Below are 22,337 nucleotides of genomic sequence, written 5' to 3' on the forward strand. Positions count from 1 at the left end.
CGCATTATGGTAGCTACTCGGCAATCACACCAACACGACAAACCGGGTGATTTTAGCACACGACTTGGTTTACTTAACTTAACGCAAGAAAAGCGCGAACTATTAAGTAAAGCGAATACCCTTTGCGCTGAACTGCATAATCATCAGCAACAAAATATTGCCATGGAAATGGTCGAAATTTTGGTTGAAATGAATCTCGATGCAGACACCCTCGCTACCGCATATATTACGCCGAGTTTTTTGGCTAATCTAATCGACATCGATACAGTAAGCGATGTGATGGGGAGCCATGTGGCAACTCTGCTAACGGGTGTTGCACAAATGGCTACTATTAGCACTTTGGCTCATCAAGGTACTGGCACCGTTCAAGTTGATAATATACGCCGTATGTTATTGGCGATGGTTGAAGATGTGCGCGCTGTGGTTATTAAACTTGCTGAGCAGGTATGTCATTTACGAGAGGTTAAAAACGCCAACGAAGAAGAGCGGGTGATTGCTGCAAAAGAAACCGCTGATATCTTTGCGCCACTTGCTAACCGGTTAGGGATTGGGCAATTAAAGTGGGAGCTGGAAGATCTATCGTTTCGCTATTTGCACCCTGATGTGTATAAAAATATTGCCAAGCAATTGGATGATAAGCGCCTAGGTCGCGAAGCTTATATGGTAGATATGGTTGAGCAAGTTAAAACTAAACTGGCTCAAGCAGGTATTAAAGGCGAGGTATATGGTCGGCCAAAACATATCTACAGTATTTACAAAAAAATGGCGCAAAAGAATTACGAGTTTGACCAGTTATTTGATATTCGCGCCATGCGTATTGTGGTGGATGAATTGCAAGATTGTTACGGTGCGCTGGGGATCGTACACACCAATTGGCGTCATCTAAATAAAGAATTTGATGATTATATTGCCACCCCTAAACAAAATGGTTATCAATCCATTCATACCGTAGTATTTGGCCCAGAAGGCAAAACGGTTGAAATCCAAATTCGTACCCACGCGATGCACCAAGATGCTGAACTCGGAGTCGCTGCGCACTGGATGTATAAAGAAGGGGCGTTACCTGGGCGTGGCTCTGGGTATGAGCAAAAAATTAGCTGGTTGCGTAAATTATTGCAATGGCAAGAAGAGGTGGTTGATGGCAGCGATTTAGCCGAAGAGCTAAAAAATCAAGTGGTCGAAGATCGGGTGTATATTTTTACTCCCCGTGGCGATATTTTTGATTTACCGCTGGGCGCAACACCACTGGATTTTGCTTATTATATTCACTCAAATGTCGGTCATCGTTGTATTGGTGCAAAAGTATTTGGCAAAATCGTGCCTTTTACCCATCAATTACACACCGGCGATCAGGTTGAAATTTTAACCCAAAAACAACCTAATCCTAGCCGCGATTGGTTAAATCCATCACTGGGATATATTAAATCATCCCGCGCGAGAGCGAAAATACACCACTGGTTTAAACAACTCGATCGCGATAAAAATCTCAGTGCTGGTAAAGAAATTCTAGATAACGAATTGCAAAAGCTCGATTTGACCTACAAAAACTTAGAGCCGGCTATTACTCGCTATAACTTTAAAGAGTTAGATGACTTAATGGTTGCGATTGGCGCCGGCGATGTGCGTTTAAATCAGTTGCTGAATTTTATCACGGATCGCTCTGATGACGAGCCCGTCATCCGCTTTAAGAACCCGACTAAAATCAGCGGTGATAAAAATGGTATCGTGGTTGATGGGGTTGGTAGTTTAATGAGCCATGTGGCTAAATGTTGCCGCCCAGTTCCTGGTGAGTCAATAATCGGTTATATCACGCAAGGGCGTGGCATAGGTGTGCATAGGACTGACTGTGATTCTTTTCATAATCTAAGAACACAACACCCTGAGCGTGTTATTGCGGTTAGTTGGTCAGACGAAATTAACGGCTCTTATGCTCTGTGTATTAAAATTGAAGCAAGTGACAGAGCTGGGCTTATACGTGATATTAGTTCGGTACTGGCCAATGAAAAAGTTAATGTGCTGAATATGAATATGGAAACCGTAGACGACCGCCAATTAGCGTTGTTTACCATGCAAGTGGAAGTACATGATTTATCAAGTACCAATCGATTACTATCAAAATTAGATCAAATCGAAGGCGTGCATGAAGCAAAACGTAGTCACTAGGAATGTAAATGAACCAGACAACTAATACCTCGACGAATACCTTAACTGAGTTATTAGCCATTATGGCTAAATTACGTGATCCAGCAACAGGCTGCCCGTGGGATTTAAAGCAAGACTTTACATCCATCGTACCGCATACCTTAGAAGAAGCATACGAGGTAGCCGATTGCATTGAAAAAGGTGATTTCGGTGAGCTCAAAAATGAACTGGGTGATTTACTCTTTCAAGTGATTTTTTATGCGCAATTGGCACAAGAGCAAGGGTTATTTGATTTTAATGATGTAATGGCTGGGCTAAATAATAAGTTAGTGCGTCGCCATCCACATGTATTTGCCGATCAGCAAGGGCTGACTGAACAACAACTCAGTGAGCAGTGGCAAACCATAAAAGCACAGGAGCGGGCAGCAAAAGCTGAACCGCAGAGCAACACATTATGGCAAGATATACCTGCAAATCTGCCTAGTTTGAGTAAAGCCAAAAAAATTCAGCAGCGGGTTGCAGGATTAGGCTTTGATTGGCCTAGTTATCATGGTGCATTAGATAAAGTGGCTGAAGAAGTTGATGAAGTAAAAGAAGCGTTAGCCGTTGATCCATTTTCAGCACACAGCGCAGAAGAAATCGGCGATTTATTGTTTGCTACAGTTAATGTAGCACGGCATATTAAACGTGACCCAGAGCAATTATTACGTAGCGCCAACGATAAGTTTTCAGCGCGATTTGAAAAAGTACAAGCCTATTTATGTGAGCGTGGGCAATCGCTTGATACAGCAACCCTTGCTGAAATGGATGCCGCATGGGATGCGATAAAAAAGCAGCAGTAAATAATGCGAAACGCTGAGTGCGTTTTTTGTGCAGAGAATTACTAACTTTCGCTGGATTGATGGCAGTGCCTTTGCTATAATTTCGCCCCGTCTTGATTCTATATTTTTCCTTTTAATTCCTGATATTCTAGGGTTCGCATGAGTACAAAATTTATCTTCGTTACCGGCGGGGTTGTTTCCTCGTTGGGTAAAGGTATTGCAGCAGCATCGTTGGCAGCTATTTTAGAGGCCCGTGGTTTAAATGTTACCATTTTAAAGCTGGATCCTTATATCAACGTTGACCCAGGCACAATGAGCCCAATTCAACATGGTGAAGTATTTGTCACCGAAGACGGCGCTGAAACCGATCTTGATTTAGGTCACTATGAACGTTTCATCCGTACCAAAATGACAAGCCGTAACAACTTCACACAAGGTCGTGTATATGAAGATGTGCTGCGTCGTGAGCGTCGTGGTGAGTACCTTGGTGCAACAATTCAGGTTATTCCACATATTACCAACGATATTAAGCAACGTGTTTATGACGGTGCTGAAGGCCATGATGTGGCACTCGTTGAAATTGGTGGAACGGTTGGTGATATTGAGTCACAACCATTCTTAGAAGCAATTCGTCAGCTTGGCACAGAGATTGGCCGTGAGCGCGCATTGTTTATTCACTTAACGTTAGTGCCATTCTTAGGCCCTGCGGGTGAAGTGAAAACCAAACCAACACAGCATTCTGTTAAAGAGTTACGCTCGATTGGTATTCAACCAGATATTCTTATCTGCCGTTCAGATCGTAAATTACCAAATAACGAACGTGCAAAGATTGCTCTTTTTACTAACGTTGAAGAAAAAGCGGTTATTTCATTACCTGATGTAGACAGCATTTATAAAATTCCTGCGCTATTAAAATCGCAAGAGCTTGATAACTTTGTATGTCGTCGCTTCCATCTTGATTGCCCTGAAGCTGATTTAGTTGAGTGGGAACAAGTGTTATACCAAGAGTCAAACCCAACGGGTGAAGTGACTATCGGTATGGTTGGTAAATACATTGAACTACCTGATGCCTATAAATCTGTAAACGAAGCACTTAAACATGCAGGTCTTAAAAATCGTTTAACAGTAAACATTCAATATGTTGATTCACAAGATGTTGAAAGTAAAGGTACTGAGTTATTAGCTAACCTTGATGCTATTTTAGTTCCTGGTGGTTTTGGTGGTCGCGGTGTTGAAGGTAAAATTTTAGCGGCAAAATATGCCCGTGAAAATAAAGTACCTTACCTTGGTATCTGTTTAGGTATGCAAGTTGCGCTAATTGAGTATGCACGTAATGTTGCAGGCTTATTAGATGCAAACTCAACCGAGTTTAATGCTAACTCGTCAAGCCCTGTGGTTGGTTTGATCACAGAATGGTTAGATGCTGAAGGCAACATTGAAACACGTAGCGAAAAATCTGATTTAGGTGGCACTATGCGTTTAGGCGCACAAAAATGTCATTTAACACCAGGCTCAAAAGTACGTGAAGTATATGGTAGTGATGAGATTGTTGAACGTCATCGTCATCGTTACGAAGTAAACAATAATTTTGTTGAACAGCTTGAAAAAGCTGGCTTGAGTTTCACTGGTTTATCGGAAGATAAGAAGCTAGTTGAAATCATCGAGAATAAAGATCACCCGTGGTTTATTGCGGCTCAATTCCACCCGGAATTCACCTCAACACCGCGTGATGGTCATCCGCTATTTGAAGGGTTTGTTGCCGCTGCGCATATTCATCAAAAAGCGTCATCGTAATATGAATAAGCCGTGCACTATGCACGGCTTATTTGTTTTCAAAGTCGACGGCATTAAGGAAAATTAATAAAGTCGGAGTAGACTCACCATTTTGGGAAAAGAGGAATCAAGATGTCAAATATCGTAAAAGTGATCGGTCGCGAAATTATGGATTCGCGTGGTAACCCAACTGTAGAAGCTGATGTTCATTTAGCTGACGGTTCATGGGGCCGCGCTGCTGCACCATCAGGTGCATCAACAGGTACTCGCGAAGCACTAGAATTACGTGATGGTGATAAAGCACGTTACTTAGGTAAAGGTGTATTAAAAGCGGTTGGTTTTATTAATAATGAAATCGCGACAGCCTTAGCTGGCCAAAATGCACTAGAGCAAAGCACTGTTGACCAAGTAATGCTAGATTTAGATGGTACCGAAAATAAAGAAAAATTAGGTGCAAATGCAATCTTAGCAGTGTCATTAGCAACTGCAAAAGCTGCTGCACAATCTAAAAAAGTAGAGCTTTATGAGCACATTGCTGACTTAAACGGTACACCAGGTGTTTATTCTATGCCGTTACCAATGATGAACATCATCAATGGTGGTGAGCATGCTGATAACTCAGTTGATATTCAAGAATTCATGATCCAGCCAGTTGGCGCTGCCAACTTCCGTGAAGCGCTTCGCATGGGTGCAGAAATATTCCACAGCCTTGCCAAAGTACTTAAAGCTGATGGTCATTCAACCGCAGTGGGTGATGAAGGTGGTTTTGCACCAAACCTTGCCTCTAACGAAGCGGCACTTGCAGCAATTAAAGTTGCTGTTGCTAATGCAGGCTACGAGTTAGGCAAAGACATTACTCTAGCACTTGATTGTGCTGCGTCTGAGTTTTATGACAAAGAAGCAAATATCTACGACCTTAAAGGCGAAGGTAAAAAATTCACCTCAGAAGAGTTTAACTACTTCTTAAAAGATCTAACTGAACAGTACCCAATCGTGTCTATCGAAGATGGCCTTGATGAGTCTGATTGGGACGGCTTTGCACACCAAACAAAACTACTTGGCGATAAGATCCAATTAGTTGGTGACGATTTATTCGTGACAAACACTAAGATCTTAAAGCGTGGTATCGACAACGGTATTGCTAACTCAATCTTAATCAAGTTTAACCAAATTGGTTCACTAACTGAAACGTTAGCTGCAATCAAAATGGCTAAAGACGCTGGTTTCACTGCTGTTATTTCTCATCGCTCAGGCGAAACTGAAGATTCAACAATTGCTGATTTAGCAGTGGGTACTGCAGCTGGTCAAATCAAAACAGGTTCATTGAGCCGTTCTGATCGTGTAGCGAAGTACAACCAATTGCTACGTATTGAAGAGCAATTAGGCGCTAAAGCACCTTTTAATGGTCTTAAAGAAGTTAAAGGTCAGTAATTCTTTTATAAGAAGCTGATTTAAACTTTTGAAAAATCCTCGCAAATGCGGGGATTTTTATTTAAGTGCCTTGTAGGCGCGAGTTTATCTCGCGCATTTTTAGGCGTTAAAGCTGAAATTGCTGCTTCAAAATCTGCCCTGTAAAGCTGGTTTTTAAATAAAAACCTCGGGGTAGGGTTTTAATAATTTGCCCGTTTGGACCGATGGCATCGGTGACTATTCTGCTATTAGCTGCTTTTGGGCGAATTTGCATCGCATCCCCTAAATGCCCTGAGATCTCATCAACACGTCCCAGTGCTATCAGCTCCATTTGTTCTTCCCAGTCTCGCTGTAACTGCGCATCTTGCTCTGCTGAGGGTTGCCATAAAAAGCCACTACCAATGGTTCTATCAAATGGCACAATGTCGCGCTCGCCTAGTATGGGTAGCCACAAGACATGATTGAGTTTTTTACGCACATTACTTTGCTGCCATGTCATACCTGTGACATTCAATAACGGTGTCACAGACACAAAAGTGGTCTCTAATGGTTTGCCTTTATATGAGATTGGTAGCGTTTTAAGTTCAATCCCGAGCTCTTCAAAATCAGGGGTAGGTTTGGAACCTGCTGTAGCACCTAATGCATATTCAATCAATTGCCCCGTCCAGCCTTTCTCCTTTAATAAATGCTCAGGTGTTTTAAACTGATAATGACTTGCTAATTGGCCTAATGTCAGTCCTGCAATGTTGCTAACACGTTGCATTAATTCATTGATTGAATGTGGTTTTATCGGTTTCATAGCGAGTTATTTGGTTGTATAAATTCACTACTCATGATAGCAAAAGAGTTTAACCGTGGATATCTTTGCGTTTGGGTGTTTTTTGTCCAGTGATAGTTCGCTGTGTTTTTAGACAAGGTGAAACTTGCTGACTTTAAGCTTAATGTATTGAATTTAATGGTTTTTAACTGTTGAATTTGTAAAGCCTTTAAGCTGTGTTGAAAACTTGTTGGGATAAATACATAACTATGAACAATGTTATCCACAGAAACTGTGGAAAAGGCAAGTTATTGGATCTGTTATTGTGGATTTGTTTGCAAAATGAGCTGTATAAACTAAAGTTATGCACAAGCTGTGAGTAAGATGCGTAAAACTCTGAATATTGTTTGCCGTATTGCAGGTAATGTGGAACAATCATTAAAAATCGACTTACAAATGAGGCACTAAGGTGATTGATGCCGAAGGTTTTCGTGCCAATGTCGGAATTGTAATTTGCAATAATCAGGGACAGGTCTTTTGGGCCAGACGTTATGGTCAGCATTCTTGGCAGTTTCCTCAAGGTGGTGTTGATAGTGGCGAAACAGCAGAGCAGACCATGTTTCGTGAATTACACGAAGAAGTCGGCTTGCGCCCTGAAGATGTAGAAATTGTCGCAAGTTCAAAACATTGGTTACGTTATAAATTGCCCAAGCGTTTGATCCGCCGAGACTCCAGTCCGGTGTGTATTGGGCAAAAGCAAAAATGGTTTTTATTGAAACTGCGTTGTAAAGACGAAGACGTCAACTTACTAAAAACACATCATCCGGAATTTGATGATTGGCGGTGGGTAAGTTATTGGTATCCGGTAAGGCAAGTTGTATCGTTTAAACGCGATGTTTATCGCCGTGTTATGAAAGAATTCGCACCCTTTGCGATGCCTTTTAATAAACGTGAACAGTCCAAAGATACGTGGCGCCATAAAGGTAAATAATATAAAGGAGCAGTATTATGCTGGCTACACTCAGAGCTATTGCAGAGTCCGTTTCGCAACAAGCGAGTTTGGATAGTGCGCTAGCATGTTTTGTTGAAATGGTGAAAGATGCCATGAAAACTGAGTGCTGCTCCATTTATTTTGCTGATTACAGTCAAGATAATTTTGTATTAATGGCAACCAGAGGGCTTAATCCCGCAGCCGTGGGTAAGTTTAGAATCGGTTTTACCGAAGGTTTAGTTGGCTTAGTAGCACAACGAGAAGAACCTATTAATATTGCCTTTGCCAAGTCTCACCCGCGTTTTAAACTCTCTCCTGAAGTGAATGAAGAAGGCTTCAACGCATTTTTGTCTGTGCCTGTAGTTCATCAAAAAAAAGTGCTGGGCGTTATTGTTGTACAACAGAAAATTGCCCGTGTATTTAGTCAAGATGAAGAGTCCTTTTTAATTACGTTATCTGCGCAACTAGCGTCGCAATTAGCCCATGCAGAAATCAAAGAAGTACTACGCCAAGATGAGTTTTCTCATCAGACCTCGGTGCTAAAAGGGGTTTCTAGCGCGCCAGGAATTGCGATAGGGCAGGCGTTTGTTATTCTGCCGAAACTTGACTTTAAATCGATAGAATTAAAAAAAGACGATAACTGTACTGAGCAACGCCGCTTATTTACTCAAGCTGTTGCTGCAACCCGCAAAGAATTTAACACCTTGTCGATGACTCTTAGCGATTCTATCCCTAAAGAAGCGTTGGCAGTGTTTGAGGTGTATCAGCAACTACTGGATGCAAAAAGTTTAGGGCAGAATGTTGAAGCACAACTGCAAGAAGGCTGGTGTGCAAAAAGTGCATTGAAAATTGTGATCGAACGATTGATCTCGCAATTCAATGCAATGCAGGATCCCTATATCAAAGAGCGTGCGGTTGATGTTAAAGATATCGGCCTGCGCGTACTGCATCATCTCGTCAATACTGAACACGCCGTAAAAAGTTATCCTAAAGATACAGTACTGATCGCTAATACTTTAACCCCAGCCATGCTTGCAGAAGTGCCTAAAGGCCATTTAGTTGGCGTAGTAAGTGTTAACGGTGCGGCAAATAGTCATGCGTCAATTTTAACCCGTGCTATGGGGATCCCTGCAATTTGGGGTATTGAAGATTTACCGCTATTGCAGTTTGATGGTAAACCAATGATTTTAGATGCATACGCAGGGCGATTATATATTTCGCCTTCGCAAATGCTACAAGATGAATATTTACAATTACAGCACCAAGAAAGTCTATTAAACGACAAGTTTGTGGCTGAGCAAGAATGCGATGCAGTGACATTAGATGGCGAGCATATTAGTTTGTTGCTCAATGCTGGTTTGGAACTCAATACTGAAAAAGCTAACACCAAAGTCTGTGATGGCGTTGGCTTATACCGAACTGAAGCCTGGTTTATGCAAAAAGGCCAGTTTCCATCACAAATAGAACAAGAGAATTGGTATCGCGAAGTATTAGCCAGTTATCATCCAGAACCTGTAGTGATGCGTACGCTTGATATTGGTGGTGATAAAGCACTTGATTACTTTGATATTACAGAAGAAAACCCATTTTTAGGCTGGCGGGGTATTCGTGTCACATTGGACCACCCAGAGATCTTTTTAGACCAGCTCAAAGCCATGGTTAAAGCAAACATTGGTTTAGGTAATTTAAAAATTATGCTGCCAATGATAAGCGGTACCGAAGAGGTTGATGAATCTTTAGCATTGTTAGAGCAAGCCTATTTTGAACTGGAAGAAAAATACCCAGAGCAAGCCATTGAACGCCCAGAGATTGGCGTAATGTTAGAAGTCCCTTCAAGTGTATTTATGCTCCCTGAATGGTCTAAGAAAGTAGATTTTTGTTCTGTAGGTAGTAACGATTTGACGCAATACTTACTTGCCGTCGATCGTTCGAATGCGCGTGTTGCTGATTTATTTAATCCCTATCATCCAGCGGTATTAAGAGTACTGCAAAAAGTTGCGAAAGAGTGTCAGCAATATGAGATGTCCTTTAGTTTATGTGGTGAATTAGGTGGCGATCCTGAAGGTGCAATACTGCTGATTGCGATGGGGTATCGTCGCTTGAGTATGAACTACTCATCATTAAGTAAAGTTAAATGGGTATTAAGACGTTTAAAAGCCAGCGATATGGAAACATTACTGGCGGAGTGTTTAGCACAATCTACTGCAAAACAAGTACTTAGGTTAACGCGTAATTTTATGATTGAGCATCAACTTGGTGAATTATTTTATACCCCAAATCAGGCTTCTTAGTTATACCAATCGACTTAAATATTTAACCATTCTAGCGTGCCAAATAAAGCGCTAACTGCGTTATAAATTTCTCAAGTAGAACAACTACATGTCGAAATTTATGCCTTGTTATCACTCTATTTATCTGTCGCTATAAATGGCTAATAACTTAACACGATTGGTATTACCAAAACGAGTGCTGTAAAGATTCGATATAATCGATTAGTATATGCATATAATAAATCCAATTTTATAAGAGTGTACGATGCATGATTTAGTTATCCTGATTATCAGCTGCGCGCTATTAGGTTGTGTGGTTGGTTTTTTAGCTGGGTTATTAGGCATTGGCGGTGGATTAATTATTGTGCCAGTACTGAGTTCATTATTAGTGCATTTTAATGTTGTTGCGGTTGATCATGTACTGGTTATTGCGATTGCTACCTCGCTTGCCTCTATTTTATTCACTTCAACGTCATCTGCATTAGCACACCATAAAAATCAAAATGTGCCATGGGAAATTGCGCCTTGGGTTATGTCTGGCGTTGGACTTGGTGCTCTGATCAGTGGTTTTGCCGCGAGTTTAATTCCAGAACAGTTATTACGCATCGTTTTTGCTGTTAGTGTGGTGTTTATTGCTGCTCGTATGGTGTTGTCTGCTCGTAATAAGCCTGTCGCGGTCAAACCTATGCCAAGTGGCCCAGTTATTGGCGCTATTAGCGCAGTGATGGGCGGATTATCAGGTTTGATTGGTATTGGTGGCGGCGCATTGATTGTGCCGCTACTGCACTATTTTTCAGTTGATATTAAAAAAGCCATAGGCTGCGCGGCAGCATGTGGCATTGTGATTGCGCTATTTGGCTCTGTGGGATATATCAGCGCCGGTTGGCAAGTAACCGATTTACAACATGGCTTTGCAGGTTTTGTGTATTTACCGGCATTATTAGGTATAGTAATAACCTCGTGGTTTATGGCACCAATAGGAGCCAAAGCAACGCATTATTTACCCGTTTCAACGATAAAAAAAGTGTTCGCGGTGTTACTGATTATCATCGCGCTTCAAATGGTTTTTAGTTAAGGTTTAATTTTATGGCTCTTGAATTTCCAGAGATCGATCCGATCATTTTCACTGTCGGTCCTCTTAGCGTACGTTGGTACGGTTTAATGTATTTAATTGGTTTTGCTTTTGCGATGTGGTGGGCAAATAGGCAAGCAACTAAACCAGGCTCGGGTTGGACGAAAGAAGAGGTCAGTGATTTACTGTTCTACGGTATGTTAGGGGTTATTCTGGGTGGTCGGATTGGCTATGTACTGTTTTATCAATTTAGTTACTTTTTAGAAAATCCACTGTATTTATTTAGAATCGATCAAGGTGGTATGTCTTTCCACGGTGGCACTTTAGGGGTGATAACCGCTATTTGTGTGTTTGCCTGGACACGTAAAAAACAGTTACTTGCAGTGGGTGATTTTGTTGCACCGCTAGTGCCGGTTGGTCTTTTAGCTGGACGTATTGGTAACTTTATTAACGGCGAATTATGGGGCAGAACTACCGATGTGCCTTGGGCTATGGTATTCCCAAATGGTGGGCCATTGGCGCGTCATCCTTCACAGTTGTATGAAGCCTTTTTAGAAGGTTTCGTGCTGTTTATTATTTTGTATGTGTTTACTAAAAAGCCACGTCCAGCGGGTAGTGTCGGCGGATTATTTTTACTATGCTATGGGGTATTTAGATTCTGCGTTGAATATGTGCGCGAACCAGATGCACAACTAGGATTGTTTGCTGATTTTATATCAATGGGTCAAATATTGTCATTGCCAATGGTCATTGCTGGTCTTGGTTTGATAATATGGGCATACAAAAAGCCACAGCCTGCTGTTGCCAGTAAAGCATAAAAAAGAAGCGAATAATGAAACAATATTTAGAGTTATGTCAGCGCATTGTTGATGAAGGTATCTGGGTTGAGAATAAACGTACAGGAACGCGTTGTTTAACAGTCATTAATGCGGAGCTTGAATACGACGTTGCGAACAACAAGTTCCCAATGATCACCACCCGTAAAAGTTATTATAAAGCGGCCATCGCAGAGCTGTTGGGTTATTTACGTGGTTATAGCAGTGCTGCGCAATTTCGCGACATAGGTTGTATGACTTGGGATGCTAACGCTAATGAAAACCAAGCATGGTTAAATAATCCGAACCGTAAAGGTGAAGATGATATGGGCCGTGTATATGGCGTACAAGCTCGTGATTGGCGACGCCCTGATGGCACACCGTTAGATCAGCTAAAAAAGGTCATTGATAATCTTAAAAATGGTGTAGATGACAGAGGCGAGATCATCACTTTTTATAATCCGGGTGAGTTTGAGTTAGGGTGTTTGCGCCCATGTATGCACACGCATACTTTTTCGCTTCTTGGCGATACGCTTTATTTAACCTCGTATCAGCGCAGCTGTGATGTGCCACTTGGTTTGAATTTCAATCAAATTCAATGTTTTGTATTGCTTGCACTGGTCGCGCAGATCACTGGCCACAAAGCAGGTAAGGCATACCATAAAATCGTTAATGCCCATATTTATGAGAACCAACTGGAATTAATGCGTGATGTGCAGTTACAGCGTGAGCCATTTGCATCACCGACGTTGACGATTAATCCAAATATTAAATCACTCGAAGATATCGAAACGTGGGTCACCCGTGATGACTTTGAGGTAAATGGCTATCAATGCCATGAAGCAATTAAATACCCGTTTTCAGTGTAACAATTAATAAGCATCATAGTTTTAAGGAGAGAATAATGAAAGCAGTGATCCCAGTCGCAGGACTTGGCACCCGTATGTTGCCAGCTACTAAAGCTATTCCAAAAGAGATGTTACCTGTTGTAGATAAACCCTTGATTCAATATGTAGTTAATGAAACGGTTGCTGCGGGTATTAAAGAAATTGTATTAGTGACTCACTCGAGTAAAAACTCGATTGAAAACCATTTTGATACCAGTTTTGAGCTAGAAGCAACGCTAGAGAAGCGGGTAAAGCGTCAGTTACTTGCTGAAGTACAAGCTATTTGCCCTAAAGATGTGACAATTATTCACGTTCGCCAAGGTGAAGCAAAAGGCTTAGGGCACGCAATCAACTGTGCAGCGCCAATTATTGGTAACGAACCGTTTGTGGTTATTTTACCTGATGTGATCATAGATGATGTTGAAAGTAATCTTAAAAAAGATAATTTAGCTGAAATGATTACTCGCTTTAATACAAACGGTGAGAGCCAAATAATGGTTGAGCCTGTGCCTATGCAGGATGTTGATAAGTTTGGTGTGGTCGATTTAGGCGACGTAAAGCTTGAACAAGGGCAAAGCGCAGCGATCCTTAATATGGTTGAAAAACCTCCTGTGCATAGCGCACCATCAAATTTGGCTGTGGTAGGTCGTTATGTGCTAAGTAAAAATATTTGGCCATTACTTGCAAAAACTCCCGCAGGCGCCGGCGACGAAATTCAGTTAACAGATGCAATTGCGATGCTAATGGAAAAAGAATCTGTTGCTGCTTATGCGATAAAAGGGCGTAGTCATGATTGCGGTAGTAAGTTGGGCTATTTAAAAGCCACTATTGAATTTGCACTGCGTCGTGATGAATTTAAAGATGAGCTAAGTGATTTTATTAAAACCTTAGTTTAAGCTCATTTATTGAGCCTAACTTATAAAAGTGCCTTAGTGGCACTTTTTTATTGCTTAAAAATCCTGAAACTGGCACTGACTTTGCTTATAATATGGCATTATTTATTTTGTGATGCTAACAGATGATGTGTTTTAAAAAGCAAGCTTGGTATACCACAGTGTTGGTTACAGCAACTGTCTGGCTTAGTGGGTGCAGTAGTATTAATGCTAACCCGGTGGAACAGCAGCCTGCATTAATTTCTGATCAACAAGTCAAAGAGTATGTTCAGCAATGGCACTCGCAACAAGAGAGTATTACTCGTTTAGCTGCGATGGAGGAAGACTTGCAACTATTAATAATGGCACTTTCCTCTCAAACTGATATTGCAGAAAACCCAGCGGTGCTTCGCGAAGATAATGTTACGGTGGCTCATTATGCTGAAAAAATACAGATCCCTGATACTGCTAACTCCTCAAAAACTATCGAAAACCGCCCTCTGCCACTGTATGGCAACTCACTGCCAGGCGCGCAACTTGGGCTGTATTTAAAACCGCAAAGAGTGAGAACGCAAATAGCAAGGTTGCAGCAACAATATCCGCAGGCATTTAGCCAATTAGATTTTGTAATGACAGAGCGTCACAATAAAGGCGTTACCTTGTATGGGTTACGAGTTGGGCCATTTCAAAATTATACCGAGGCCAATCTATTTTGTTCATTAGCACAAAATTTAGGCCAAAAATGCCTGAGTGCCCCATTTGTTGGTCAGCCTTTGTAATTAAATAAGCTATTTTTCTGATTTTTCAGTAATTAAGCTTAAAGTAATTGTTCTGAGTGTCGATAATATCTAAGATAGGGGCAACATAGGGTAATGTCCCATCACTTATAAGGATTTAATATGAAATTATCTTTAACTCTTCTGGCAGCAGCAGTTACAGCAAGCTCATTCGCGACTTATGCAACAACCGAAAGCTTTGATGCGAAAGTTAAAGTGCAAAATACTGTCGTTTTAACCAAAGGAAATGACTTAGATTTTGGTACAATTCGAGCGGTTGCAGATCCAGACGGTGTTAACCAAGCTACATTGGTTATAAACCCTGAGCCTACAGCAAGTCCTGTATCGTCTAGAACTGATAACGCACCTGCGATTATTTCAATAATAGAGCAAGGTTCGCCTGCATCTTTTACAGTATCGGAAGTAGTGCCAAATGCTCGTTTATCAATTACTAACCCAACAGCAACAACCCTGAGCTCTAATGGCCAAGGTTTGAATGAGCCAAACTTTACGGTTGGTACTTGGACATACTTTATCACTAGCGGTCCAAATGCAAACGCTTATTATTCATCAGTGACGCCTAATTTAACTGCTGACGGTGATGGCAGTGTATCGTTTAATATTGGTGCAACTCTTTCTACAGCATCAACAATTTCTAGCGAAGCGTACCGAGATACTGAGTATACAGGCACTTTTCAATTAGAAGTTGCTTATTAATTTAATCATGCGTTTTTTGTTGTTATTTGCGATGCTTTCAATACTGTATTCACAGTCAACAAGAGCCGCGAGTATAGAGCAACAAGCGCTTGATTTTGGCACCTTAGTTATTCTTAAAAGTGATCAAATAGGTTCTGTAATTATCAAGGATGATGGTTCGATTAGCACCTCTGGCGAAATCTATATCCTTAAAGATGGTCGCCCAGCTGAGCTGATACTCACTGACATCCCCCCTGGCACTCGAGTTTCCATGAATTTAGTGGCTCCTGCAACTATGCAACACAATACTAAAGGAAGTAGTAGTGCCGACTTTAGAGTGACCTTAAATGGCTTTCCTAAAGACGCAACAAGCGATGAGTTTAGCGAAGTGCATGTATTTATTGGTGGTAAATTAGAAATAAATACAAGCGGCAAACAATATGTTGACGGCGACTATTCAACAACCACAAACTTAGAAATTTCAGTGGATTATTAAGGATTTAAATGTTTAATAAATTAACCGTGATACTGCTTTTAAGCTTTTGTTTTTTTAGCCAGGCGGTAATGGCGAATTTACTTATTTCTCCTACTCGTATTAGTTTTGACGAGCGTCAACGTACTGCAAAGGTCACAGTGATCAACACCAGTCACGAGTACAAAACTTACCGAGTGCAGTGGAGCGAAAAGCAATCCACATCAACCGGAGGGTATGTAACCTTACTTGAGCCGACGGCGACAAGTTTAAGCCCGATGACGCGCTTATCACCAAAGCAAATGCGTTTGGCGCCTGGTGAAAAGCAAACCGTTAAAATTGCAATTCGAAAACCAAAACAGTTAGCAGATGGTGAATATCGTTCGCATTTATTATTTCAGGCGTTGCCAAATGAAAACCCAAATAGTACGAGTTCAATAAAAATTAATATGATCATGAGCTACAGTATTCCAGTCATCCTTCGTGAACATGCTGAAGTACCAAAAGTACTCATTGAGCAAGCGCAAGTGATTAAAAACCAGGGCAACCAACGACTACAATTTAAATTAAAACTCAATCGTGAAACTCACTTTAGCAGTTATGGTAAATTAACCGCGTTTTATCAACAAAATGCTAATGCTAAGCTGGAAGCTATCGCTGAAATTGGCAATTTAAGTATTTACTCGGATGTAAAAAATGCCGAGGTAATGTTGAGTTTATTTAGTGATAAAACCCTAGATAAGCCTGGTACTGTTATTTTTAAATATATCGGTGCAGATGAATATCAAGACATAAATTTTGCCGAGTATGCTTTAGCGATTAGTCCAAAAATGCTGCAACTTTAACTCTTCATGACCAAGAATACAGGGCTAAAGTGCATTACACTATGGCTAAGTTTATGCCTTAGTAACAATGCATTCGCGACTAATAACGTAACTGTGAATGATGCATTAAAAACACTTCGCAAGATTGAAGCTAAATTAACCGACTTACCAACAGCTTCTCAGCCTAGCGTTAACAGCCCTGTTGCGTCAAACCAACCGCGGATCGCAAGCGGTGAGTTTTTATTATTTTCGTTGTCTTTAAATGATTACTACTTAGGCGAAGTGTTCGCTTTAAAAAGTGATCAGGGTATTCAACTTGGCCTTAGTAGCCTAGCTGATATATTGCAATTTGGAATAGATGTTGATCTTGTAACTCGTTCTGCTCAAGGCTGGTATCGAGATCAACAGCCTTTCATTTTAGATGCCAGCACCCTGCCTGCAACACTGATAACTGACGCAGGTATGCTTGAACTAACGGCTGCTGATATTAGCATTGATGATGACATGTATATTGAAATGGCGCAGTTAAAAGAGGTTTTTGGGCTGCAATTTACAGTCGATTATGGTGATTTAGAAATAGAGTTAAGTTCGGCCATCTTATTACCAATTGAACAACAGCGAGAACGCCATGGTAGAAGGCTTAACCCCTCGAATCGTAATGCCAAGCCCACCTTGCCTTGGAAAGCCAGCCCGTATCAAGCGCTTTCATCACCTGTTGCTGATTTACAATTAAACTACAGTGCTGATAAAAATCAAAATAGAACAAGTTACTCATTATTAGGTGCACAAGACTTTGCTTATTTATCTGCCGAATACTTTTTATCTGGTCGCGAGGGCGATTTACTCAGCGATTCGCGTTTAACATTTACTAAGCAAGACCCGCAAAGCTCATTACTGGGAGTGTTAGCAGCCAGTGAAGTTGAGTTTGGTGATGTAACGGCCACACAAGTTGGCAGCCGTTACAACAGTCAGTATGGTCGTGGTATTAAGTTTTCAAACCGCGGACTGACTCAACAATTTGATAGTAACCGTATTAATTTAAGTGGTCCGATTCAGTTAGGCTGGGACGTTGAGCTTTATCGTAACGGCGTATTGATTGCGCAGCAATTAAGCTTATCAGATGGTCGTTATATTTTTGATAATGTTGATTTGTTTTATGGTGAGAACAACTTCGAGCTTATTTTTTATGGTCCTCAAGGGCAGGTCGAGCGAAAAAGCGAATATTATTTTATCGATAGTAACCAATTAGCACAAGGTGAAGGATTTTATGAACTATCAGTCTCTGAGCAGGGTAAAAAATTGCTTGGCAATACAGCCTTCAATAATGACAGCACGGGCTGGCAAATAGCAGGGCGCTACGAGCAAGGTATTACAGACGACTTCTCGATATATACCGCTGCATTGGCACAAAAAAGAACACATGACGACCTACAACACATGTCACTGGGGACTAACCTTAGCTTATCTAGCGCTCTGCTATTAAACTTAGATTACCAGAAAAATAATCAACATGAACAAGAGCTTGAACTTACAGCACGCACGCAATTTGCTGATCAATCTTTACTTTTTAGCGCAACGAATCGAACCGATGAATTAAAACAAAAATACGACAGCTATCAGTTTGATATGGCAGGCGAGTTGATGCAAAACAGTTACGGGCGGCTAAACTACCAAAACAATTTATTGTATCAAACATCAGATAACCGAGGCATCTATAAGCAAGCACAGAACCGTTTGAATTATGCGATTGCAGGCCTAGCTTTGAGCAACCAATTACAATGGCAACAAAGTAATAATGTTGAATCAGTGTATGGCTCAACACGTTTGCAAGGGCGTTTGGGTCGTATTTATAGCCGTTTTAGTGTTGATTACACATTATCTCCTATCAATGAAGTCACCAGCTACGAGGCAGAGTTTAACCGTAGTATTACCAGTCAACTGCAAGCAGAAGTCACCTTACGTGATTCTCGTATTAATGATATTCAATCGGCTGATTTAGGCTTAAGTTGGCAAAGCAATAAGTTTAGTCTCACTAGTAATCTAAACTACGACAGTGAAGATAACTGGCAGCTTGGCGTATATAGCCGATTCAGCCTTGGTTATGACACACAAAACAATCACTATTTTGTGTCTAAGCAAAGCTTAACAACGACAGGTACATTAATGTTACGGGTATTTTTAGATCAAAATAACAACGGCATTATGGATCCTGACGAGCAAGGTGTTGCAGGTATAAAAGTAAAAGGGCTGCAAAATTATCGCCAAGCAATAACCGATGAAAATGGCATTGCATTGTTAACCTCAATGCCAGCTAATCGCACCACAGATATTGTGCTCGATAGAGACAGCTTCCCCGATCCGTTTTTTGTGCCTGCCAATGAGGGCTTTTCAATCACGCCAAGAGCAGGATTTATTGAATACATGGATTACCCGCTAAATAACGCCAGCGAAATTGAAGGGGTGGTGTATCAGCAGCAAGGCGATCACACTTATGTGCAGCCTTATGCAAAAATAACCTTGTTAGATCAAAACGATAAAGAAGTTGCCAACACCCAAGCGGCTTATGATGGCTATTATTTGTTTACCGACCTACGGCCAGGGCAGTATCGGGCTGTGGTTGACGATAGCTTTAAAGAACGTAAAGCATTAAAAAACACCCAGCAAGTAACAGTTGATTTATCAGCAAAAGGGGATGTGTTGGTTGGGGTTGATTTTACTTTAAAATCACTCGAAGAAGTGTCGGGGACTATTGTTAATGCGGGGAATTTTTCATCGTTAATGATGTTAAAGGCATACTTACGTTTGATAAGCCCACGCTTAAAATTACAACAGCAAGACGTGTTTTATATTCATGATCAACAGCAAAGTAAGTACATACTCGCCTTAGCATACGCTAAGCAAGTACAGCCTGAATTTACGGATCTTTGTCAGTCATTAATAAAACAAAGATTGAAGTGTGATATCGAACAACGAACAATACTTCATTAAAGGAATAGCAATGAATATCAAACAATCGTTTAGTGTAATGCAATCAGCCGTATTAATAATGAGTTTAATTATATTATCTGGCTGTACCAGCACGACGGATAGCGCGCAAAAAAGTACCAGCAGCACAGCTGAAACTAATCATGAAACCTATGTACAGATCACGCAACAAGAGTTACAACAGTTACAAACTAGCTCTGCACAGTGGCAAGCAATTAAACCCGATCTTGAACGATTATTACTGATTGAAAGTGATTTGAATTTATTGATAGCACAGTTAACCGCGATAGCAAATGATGACGAGAACACAGGTAATAAGAGCCATTCATCTGCTGCCTTGGCATCACAGCAAGTACCGTTAGATAGGCCTGCGCAATCTATAGCAACACAGTCAAACATAACTAACAACGCGCTTTTTGCGCTGCAAATTATTGCGGTCACTCAACAATCGCAATTAGCTCCAAGCTGGCAAACAATTCAACAAAAAGTACCGAGTTTATTGTCAGATAAATTTACCACCAATGTCGAAACTGCTCAGGTAAAAGGCATGACTTATTACCGCTTAAAAATCGGGGCATACCAATATCAAAAAAACGCCCAAGCTGATTGTGATAAATTAAAGCTACAACAGCTCAACTGCATGGTGACTCACTACACCGATAACCCAATAAAATTATAAATAGGCATAATACTTGCTTTGTTATTGCCATGTTTAGTGAGGATGGCAATTATGCGCCTTTTGTTATGTTTATTATTGCTGAGTCTAACTGCGTGTAGTTTAACGCAAGAAAAACCGCCAGCACCAAGTACCAATGCCCCAAAAGCAACAATGGCACCTTATACTGTGCATCAGTATGTGAGCGACTTGAGTAGTCAATTGAGCCATGTGCAAGGGCCGTTTAAAAGCTCTGCACGGATTGCCGTTACTAGCTTTTACTTAGCCAACGCGCTAGATAGTGAGCTGGCACAAGGGCAGGGCGCTGGGCTGAGTCAGCAAATTCAAGAAAGCTTACTTACTCAGTTTACCCAACTTGGCTATAACACTATTGAATATCGCCTTGAAAAACACCTTAATTTAGCCAGCAACGCAGATGGTATATTAAGTCGCGACATTAGCAAATTACGCCAACGTCAGAATATTGACTTTGTTATCACGGGTACCTTAACACGGCAACAACATGCCTATATAGTTAACGCCCGTATGGTAAATACGCAAGATAGCCGCGTTGTATCTGCAGCCAGTACAGAGATCCCCATAAATGTGATGTGGGGCGATGAAAAAATACAACAGCGCGACGGTTATATTTACCGCAGCGAATACTAATTAGGAGCTCTCATGAAACGCTTAATATTAACTTTATGTTTGCCACTGGGTTTTGGTTGCGCGCAAATGATGGAACCGGGCAAAACAGCACAAACTGATAACTCTGCGCAGTTAGAGGGTGATCAAAGAATGGTTGCTGCTCCTGGGCAAAGTAATACATTTTATCAAAACAATATTCCAGTGATGAACGATAGCAGCCAAGTCACAGTCCCAACACGTAAAAATATTAATCATTATGTACGTGGCATAATGCAAGATATGGCTGAAAATTTACAATACGTAAATACCAAAACGCCGCTGGCCGTATCAAGCTTTATCTTTTTAGATGATGATTACAACGACGGCACATTGTTAGGTAATCAAATCGCCGAAAGTTTTATGCACGAGCTACACAGCTTTGGTGTACCGGTGATCGACTTTAAAACTACCGACTACATGCGTGTTACTCCCTCTGGCGACTTTGTATTTAGCCGCGATTATTTAGAGCTAAGCCAAGATCAAAACTTTAACTATGTACTGGCGGGCACTATGGTAAATCACCAAGGTGGTGTATTAGTCAATGCCCGAATTATTGGTTTAGCTAGTAAGGCTGTGGTTGGCTCTGCACAAGGGTTTATTCCGCAATCCGTTGTTGATGCACTCGACAGCAGCTATCGCACTGATGGCGTAATGCTAAAACAAGCGAGTAAGTGAGGCCGATGATGAGTAAGCTAATCCACAGCGCTAAGTTATTAACTGTAGGGGGGATGATCAGCATTCTCAGCGCATGCAGTATGACCAATAATACGGCTGAGCCTGTACAAAGTACGACTAGCCGATATGACCTTACTCAAATACTACAACAAGCACAATTAAACGACGCCGAGCCATTAGATAGTGGTGCGCAGTTTATTCCTAACAAGCATCATAAAACACTGGTTAATTATGTAGAGCAAATGGCGTTAGACTTAGTCGACACAATGCAAACAGAGCTTGATACCTCGATTGCCGTTACTTCATTTGTAGATTTAGATGCCAGCCTTAATAACAGTAGCCAATTAGGCAACCAGTTATCAGAGAGTTTTATTCATCAACTGCAAAAATTTGGTTATGGTATTGTTGACTTTAAAACCACCGATCAAATAACTATGAACCCACGTGGTGACTTTGTATTTTCACGCGATATAGAGCAGTTAGCGGATCAACGCATCGCCAGCCATGTGTTATCAGGCACCTTGATCTACCGCAGCAACGGTGTTGAAGTAAATGCCCGTATTATTGATATCACCAGCAAACGCGTAGTTGCCAGTAGCAACAAAATACTGCCTTATTACGTACTCAACAACGCCGATATTCACCTACAACGCGCGAGTATTAACTAGTATCGTTATAAAATCCATTTAACTGCTTGATTGTAAATAGGATAAACCGTTATAATTTTGCTATCAGCTATCAGCTATCAGCTATCAGC

Annotated in this window: 20 protein-coding genes; 19 read left to right on the forward strand and 1 reads right to left on the reverse strand. The window is 41.1% G+C overall.

All coding sequences use genetic code 11. The annotated features are described in order from the left end of the window. Positions 1–6: 6 nt before the first annotated feature. The 4 genes from relA (at position 7) to eno (ending at position 6,167) form a co-directional block, all read left to right on the forward strand. A complete protein-coding gene (gene relA, locus H5187_RS08485; protein ID WP_182794685.1) occupies positions 7–2,163 on the forward strand; it encodes a GTP diphosphokinase in 2,157 nt (718 codons plus the stop codon). 8 nt (positions 2,164–2,171) lie between these two features. Further along, complete coding sequence (gene mazG / locus H5187_RS08490) at positions 2,172–2,984, forward strand: nucleoside triphosphate pyrophosphohydrolase (protein WP_145240915.1); 813 nt, start codon at positions 2,172–2,174, stop codon at positions 2,982–2,984. A 138-nt stretch (positions 2,985–3,122) separates the two neighbouring features. Continuing rightward, the gene (locus H5187_RS08495; protein ID WP_145240916.1) at positions 3,123–4,757 is read left to right on the forward strand and encodes a CTP synthase; all 1,635 of its coding nucleotides are present in this window, start codon (positions 3,123–3,125) and stop codon (positions 4,755–4,757) included. Positions 4,758–4,868: 111 nt separating this feature from the next. After that, positions 4,869–6,167: a phosphopyruvate hydratase gene (eno, locus tag H5187_RS08500; RefSeq protein ID WP_145240917.1), complete on the forward strand. Its 1,299-nt coding sequence runs from the start codon at positions 4,869–4,871 to the stop codon at positions 6,165–6,167. Between the two features lie 106 nt (positions 6,168–6,273). On the opposite strand, the gene mutH is transcribed toward eno, so the two are convergent. Beyond that, positions 6,274–6,945 carry a DNA mismatch repair endonuclease MutH gene (mutH, locus tag H5187_RS08505; protein ID WP_149981676.1) on the reverse strand — a complete coding sequence of 224 codons (672 nt, stop codon included), beginning with the start codon at positions 6,943–6,945 and terminating at the stop codon, positions 6,274–6,276. A gap of 427 nt (positions 6,946–7,372) precedes the next feature. Between mutH and rppH the strand changes: the two genes are divergently transcribed. The 15 genes from rppH (at position 7,373) to H5187_RS08580 (ending at position 22,248) form a co-directional block, all read left to right on the forward strand. Further along, a complete protein-coding gene (gene rppH / locus H5187_RS08510; protein ID WP_145240920.1) occupies positions 7,373–7,894 on the forward strand; it encodes an RNA pyrophosphohydrolase in 522 nt (173 codons plus the stop codon). A 17-nt stretch (positions 7,895–7,911) separates the two neighbouring features. Beyond that, positions 7,912–10,185 (forward strand): phosphoenolpyruvate--protein phosphotransferase, encoded by a 2,274-nt coding sequence (ptsP, locus tag H5187_RS08515; protein WP_182718031.1) that lies wholly within the window; start codon positions 7,912–7,914, stop codon positions 10,183–10,185. Between the two features lie 244 nt (positions 10,186–10,429). Then, positions 10,430–11,239 (forward strand): sulfite exporter TauE/SafE family protein, encoded by an 810-nt coding sequence (locus H5187_RS08520; RefSeq protein ID WP_182794686.1) that lies wholly within the window; start codon positions 10,430–10,432, stop codon positions 11,237–11,239. 11 nt (positions 11,240–11,250) lie between these two features. After that, on the forward strand, positions 11,251–12,054 hold the full coding sequence (gene lgt / locus H5187_RS08525; RefSeq protein WP_149981669.1) for a prolipoprotein diacylglyceryl transferase: 804 nt from the start codon (positions 11,251–11,253) through the stop codon (positions 12,052–12,054). Between the two features lie 14 nt (positions 12,055–12,068). Beyond that, on the forward strand, positions 12,069–12,920 hold the full coding sequence (locus H5187_RS08530; protein WP_182718032.1) for a thymidylate synthase: 852 nt from the start codon (positions 12,069–12,071) through the stop codon (positions 12,918–12,920). A gap of 35 nt (positions 12,921–12,955) precedes the next feature. Continuing rightward, positions 12,956–13,834, forward strand: a complete 879-nt coding sequence (galU, locus tag H5187_RS08535) for a UTP--glucose-1-phosphate uridylyltransferase GalU (RefSeq protein ID WP_182797718.1) — start codon at positions 12,956–12,958, stop codon at positions 13,832–13,834. A 122-nt stretch (positions 13,835–13,956) separates the two neighbouring features. Continuing rightward, positions 13,957–14,589, forward strand: a complete 633-nt coding sequence (locus H5187_RS08540) for an SPOR domain-containing protein (RefSeq protein ID WP_259398479.1) — start codon at positions 13,957–13,959, stop codon at positions 14,587–14,589. Between the two features lie 120 nt (positions 14,590–14,709). Next, positions 14,710–15,303: a DUF4402 domain-containing protein gene (locus H5187_RS08545; protein ID WP_182739892.1), complete on the forward strand. Its 594-nt coding sequence runs from the start codon at positions 14,710–14,712 to the stop codon at positions 15,301–15,303. A 7-nt stretch (positions 15,304–15,310) separates the two neighbouring features. Next, on the forward strand, positions 15,311–15,778 hold the full coding sequence (locus H5187_RS08550; protein WP_182794687.1) for a DUF4402 domain-containing protein: 468 nt from the start codon (positions 15,311–15,313) through the stop codon (positions 15,776–15,778). A gap of 8 nt (positions 15,779–15,786) precedes the next feature. After that, positions 15,787–16,599, forward strand: coding sequence for a molecular chaperone (locus H5187_RS08555; protein WP_182794688.1), 813 nt, complete (start codon positions 15,787–15,789; stop codon positions 16,597–16,599). Between the two features lie 6 nt (positions 16,600–16,605). Next, positions 16,606–19,566 (forward strand): hypothetical protein, encoded by a 2,961-nt coding sequence (locus H5187_RS08560; protein ID WP_220493257.1) that lies wholly within the window; start codon positions 16,606–16,608, stop codon positions 19,564–19,566. Positions 19,567–19,576: 10 nt separating this feature from the next. Beyond that, positions 19,577–20,242, forward strand: a complete 666-nt coding sequence (locus H5187_RS08565; protein ID WP_182739889.1) for an SPOR domain-containing protein — start codon at positions 19,577–19,579, stop codon at positions 20,240–20,242. 51 nt (positions 20,243–20,293) lie between these two features. Continuing rightward, on the forward strand, positions 20,294–20,887 hold the full coding sequence (locus H5187_RS08570) for a FlgO family outer membrane protein (protein ID WP_145240937.1): 594 nt from the start codon (positions 20,294–20,296) through the stop codon (positions 20,885–20,887). A 12-nt stretch (positions 20,888–20,899) separates the two neighbouring features. Then, positions 20,900–21,580: a FlgO family outer membrane protein gene (locus tag H5187_RS08575; protein WP_182761007.1), complete on the forward strand. Its 681-nt coding sequence runs from the start codon at positions 20,900–20,902 to the stop codon at positions 21,578–21,580. Between the two features lie 5 nt (positions 21,581–21,585). After that, complete coding sequence (locus H5187_RS08580) at positions 21,586–22,248, forward strand: FlgO family outer membrane protein (RefSeq protein ID WP_182794689.1); 663 nt, start codon at positions 21,586–21,588, stop codon at positions 22,246–22,248. Positions 22,249–22,337: the final 89 nt, after the last annotated feature.

Origin of the sequence: Pseudoalteromonas sp. SG44-1 (assembly GCF_014164315.1) — a bacterium.
Classification (GTDB): Bacteria; Pseudomonadota; Gammaproteobacteria; order Enterobacterales; family Alteromonadaceae; genus Pseudoalteromonas; species Pseudoalteromonas rhizosphaerae.

Coding starts and splice junctions, on each gene's coding strand:
- relA (WP_182794685.1), top strand. CDS start 7: ATGGTAGCTACTCGGCAATCACACCAACACGACAAACCGGGTGATTTT.
- mazG (WP_145240915.1), top strand. CDS start 2,172: ATGAACCAGACAACTAATACCTCGACGAATACCTTAACTGAGTTATTA.
- H5187_RS08495 (WP_145240916.1), top strand. CDS start 3,123: ATGAGTACAAAATTTATCTTCGTTACCGGCGGGGTTGTTTCCTCGTTG.
- eno (WP_145240917.1), top strand. CDS start 4,869: ATGTCAAATATCGTAAAAGTGATCGGTCGCGAAATTATGGATTCGCGT.
- mutH (WP_149981676.1), bottom strand. CDS start 6,945: ATGAAACCGATAAAACCACATTCAATCAATGAATTAATGCAACGTGTT.
- ptsP (WP_182718031.1), top strand. CDS start 7,912: ATGCTGGCTACACTCAGAGCTATTGCAGAGTCCGTTTCGCAACAAGCG.
- H5187_RS08520 (WP_182794686.1), top strand. CDS start 10,430: ATGCATGATTTAGTTATCCTGATTATCAGCTGCGCGCTATTAGGTTGT.
- lgt (WP_149981669.1), top strand. CDS start 11,251: ATGGCTCTTGAATTTCCAGAGATCGATCCGATCATTTTCACTGTCGGT.
- H5187_RS08530 (WP_182718032.1), top strand. CDS start 12,069: ATGAAACAATATTTAGAGTTATGTCAGCGCATTGTTGATGAAGGTATC.
- galU (WP_182797718.1), top strand. CDS start 12,956: ATGAAAGCAGTGATCCCAGTCGCAGGACTTGGCACCCGTATGTTGCCA.
- H5187_RS08540 (WP_259398479.1), top strand. CDS start 13,957: ATGATGTGTTTTAAAAAGCAAGCTTGGTATACCACAGTGTTGGTTACA.
- H5187_RS08545 (WP_182739892.1), top strand. CDS start 14,710: ATGAAATTATCTTTAACTCTTCTGGCAGCAGCAGTTACAGCAAGCTCA.
- H5187_RS08550 (WP_182794687.1), top strand. CDS start 15,311: ATGCGTTTTTTGTTGTTATTTGCGATGCTTTCAATACTGTATTCACAG.
- H5187_RS08555 (WP_182794688.1), top strand. CDS start 15,787: ATGTTTAATAAATTAACCGTGATACTGCTTTTAAGCTTTTGTTTTTTT.
- H5187_RS08560 (WP_220493257.1), top strand. CDS start 16,606: ATGACCAAGAATACAGGGCTAAAGTGCATTACACTATGGCTAAGTTTA.
- H5187_RS08565 (WP_182739889.1), top strand. CDS start 19,577: ATGAATATCAAACAATCGTTTAGTGTAATGCAATCAGCCGTATTAATA.
- H5187_RS08570 (WP_145240937.1), top strand. CDS start 20,294: ATGCGCCTTTTGTTATGTTTATTATTGCTGAGTCTAACTGCGTGTAGT.
- H5187_RS08575 (WP_182761007.1), top strand. CDS start 20,900: ATGAAACGCTTAATATTAACTTTATGTTTGCCACTGGGTTTTGGTTGC.
- H5187_RS08580 (WP_182794689.1), top strand. CDS start 21,586: ATGATGAGTAAGCTAATCCACAGCGCTAAGTTATTAACTGTAGGGGGG.